2 protein-coding genes are annotated in these 2,756 nt (G+C 56.5%); one reads left to right on the forward strand and one right to left on the reverse strand.

Features of this window, described 5'->3' with window-relative positions; translation table 11 throughout:
- Positions 1-1,995 (reverse strand): condensation domain-containing protein (locus tag EOA24_RS33280; RefSeq protein WP_189354436.1); only part of this gene is annotated, 1,995 nt, incomplete at its 3' end.
- Positions 1,996-2,359: 364 nt separating this feature from the next.
- On the opposite strand from EOA24_RS33280, the gene EOA24_RS33285 reads away from it, so the two are divergent.
- A partial coding sequence (locus EOA24_RS33285; protein WP_133374739.1) for a transposase occupies positions 2,360-2,756 on the forward strand: 397 nt, incomplete at its 3' end.

Genomic DNA, 2,756 nt, shown 5'->3' on the forward strand with positions numbered 1-2,756 from the left:
CTGTAGTACCCGGCTATCCTCACTCAGTTGATAGGTGCGTTTTAGATCCTCCGCCATGTTGCAGGCGCTGCGATGTTCGATCATCGCGCCTTTCGGCTGACCTGTGGAACCGGACGTATAGATCACATAAGCCAAGTCGAGGGAACCGGCGGGGCAGTGCGGAGGGGTGACTTCATGCAGAGAAATTTCGGTACGGTCCTTGTCGAGGAGAACCACCGCGCATCCATTCGCACCTTCGATGCTTCGCCCGGACAGGGCATCCCCGAACGTCTGTTCTCTGAGCTCCGATTTGCTGATGAGCGCGGTGGCGCCAGCGTCCCGCGTCATGAACCGCAGGCGCTGGGATGGCAGTCGCGGGTCGAGAGGAAGATAGACGGCCCCCGCCTTCAAGACCGCTAGAAAGCCGACAATGAGATCGCAGGAACGCTCAAGGAGAACGCCGACCACGTCTCCAAGACGGACTCCTTTTGAAATCAGATGACGGGAGAGCCTGTTTGCCCTTTGATCAAGTGCGGCATAGCTCAGTGCCTCCAATGGGCAGCTGACAGCGATATTGTCCGGGTAAGCGGCAGCCTGCGCTTCGATCAGGTTGTGCAGACAAGCGTCGGACGGAAAACGTGCAGCTGTGTCGTTAAAATCATGCAGGAGCTGATGCTCCTCCTCTGGCGTCAGAAGACTATAGTCACCTATCCGTCGGGCTGGCGCAGCTGCAATCGCCTCAAGCAACAAATGATAGCGCTTCGCCAGCCGCTCGATGGTGCTATGATCCCACAAGTCCGCATTGTATACGACGTAAAGGCGCACACTTTCTTTGCTGGCCAGGATTCGGAAATCAAGATCGATCCAGATATCGGTCTCACAAAATCGGATTTGCGCAGGCAAGCCGGAGAGGTCGACGTCGCATGGCGTGAAGCCAAGAGAACTCACCGCCTCGGGAGTGAAGTTGAAAACTGCTTGCGCGAGCGGATTGCGATTTGGTGCAGCGGGGAGCTTGAGCTTCTCCAGCAGCAGTGGAAGAGGAAAATACTCGTGGCTGCGCGCGCTGCGCATCAGGTGTCGCACCCGCTGCAAATGGTCGAGGAAAATGGGATTTCCGGAAAGATCCTGCCGCAACGCCCCTAGAGTTACAAAGTAGCCGAAGGTTCCCGAAAAATTCGCCGGACGACCGTGACGTGGCACGTAGAGGGTGATGTCGTCCTGGTCGCCATAACGATGCAGCAGGACGTAATAGGCTGCAAGTAGAACGGTGGCGAGCGTCACTTTTTCTTTGTGCGCCAGTCGCCCCAAGCGCGCGACCAGCGGCATCTCAATATCCACGGAGTGAACTGACCCGGTGTGCGTGGCAAGCGCAGTTCGTGGTTTGTCGGTCGGAAGGGCCAGGCCGGGCTCATGATCGACAAATTGGCTGTGCCAATAGGCCCGCATGCGTTCTCCGTCGTCGCCGGAAAGGAGTCGCTCCTGCCAGGCTACGAACTCCTCGTACGGGGTCGTCGTGGTCAGACCCGGAATGTCCGTGTTGCCGCAGCACGCCTGGTAGAGCCCGCCGAACTCGTGCAGGAAGGTGCGAATGCTGTAGGCGTCGGAAATGATGTGATGGAAATTGAGGAGGAGAGTCTCCTCTGTAACACTGCGGATGAACAGGTGAGCGCGAAACACCGGACCATGTTCCAGATCGAAAGGTGAGCGAGCTTCTGCTGCGATAGATTTATGGAAGTCTGCTTCTTCGGCATCTTGGAGCCGAACGACATGAAAGCTCAGAGGGACTGTCTCATGAATGCGCTGAACGACCTGCTCGCCATCCTGGTGAAAGGTCGTGCGCAGCATTTCATGGCGGTCGATCAATGATTGGAGCGCGCGCCGCAAGGCATCAATGTCGAACGGCGCCTTTATGCGCAGCTCGACTGGCAGATTGTATTCGCTACCGGTCGGTCGTTTTTGATGATGTATCCAAAGGCCCATCTGGCCATGCGACAGCGGACGCGTAACATGATCCATTGCTTTCTCCAGCCACATCGTTGTGCGGAGAACACTACCCGTCTTCTCTTGGAAACGGTTTGAATTTTCGGAGAACTATCGTGTCGTTTATGTGAACCTGTCGTATGACAGAATGCATATTCACTCGAAGTAAGAATTGCAGATGACTGGCGTTATAAATTGTGAAGGGAAAATTCAAAAAGGTGGACAGTGGACTATCAAACCGTTTCGCGATCGGTGAAGTGGTTTCATATATCTTCACACACGCGACCCGTCGGCAGCGTAGAAGTGACTCCTACTCAGTTACGACGACCCACGCCACCTAATACTACAGTTGCGGATCATTTGATTTTCTGATTCAGTTCGACAGGTTATGGAGGGAGCCATGTCTGTCGCTTCGTGGTCGGGGTCATTGTTGGCTTGGGAGCAGGAGCTCGCAGCGCTGAAGGCGCGGGTTGGGCGGGTGCTTCCTCGTCGTGAGCTGCGAGAGACGGGCGCAGATTTCCTTGACGGCCTTCTTTCGGGCATTGAACGCAAGACGGGCTGGTTGATGGCTGAGCAGTCCGGAGCGGAGCGCCCCTATCGGATGCAGTCGCTGTTGGGGCGCAGCCACTGGGACGCGGATCGGCTGCGAGACGAGGTTCGCGATTATGTAGTGGAGGCGTTGGGCGATGAGGATGGCGTCCTGATCGTCGACGAGACGGGATTTGTGAAGAAGGGCGATCGTTCCGCCGGTGTTGCGCGTCAATACTCGGGAACGGCGGGTCGGATCGAGAACAGCC

Source organism: Mesorhizobium sp. M2A.F.Ca.ET.039.01.1.1 (genome assembly GCF_003998035.1).
In the GTDB taxonomy this organism is placed as follows: Bacteria; Pseudomonadota; Alphaproteobacteria; order Rhizobiales; family Rhizobiaceae; genus Mesorhizobium.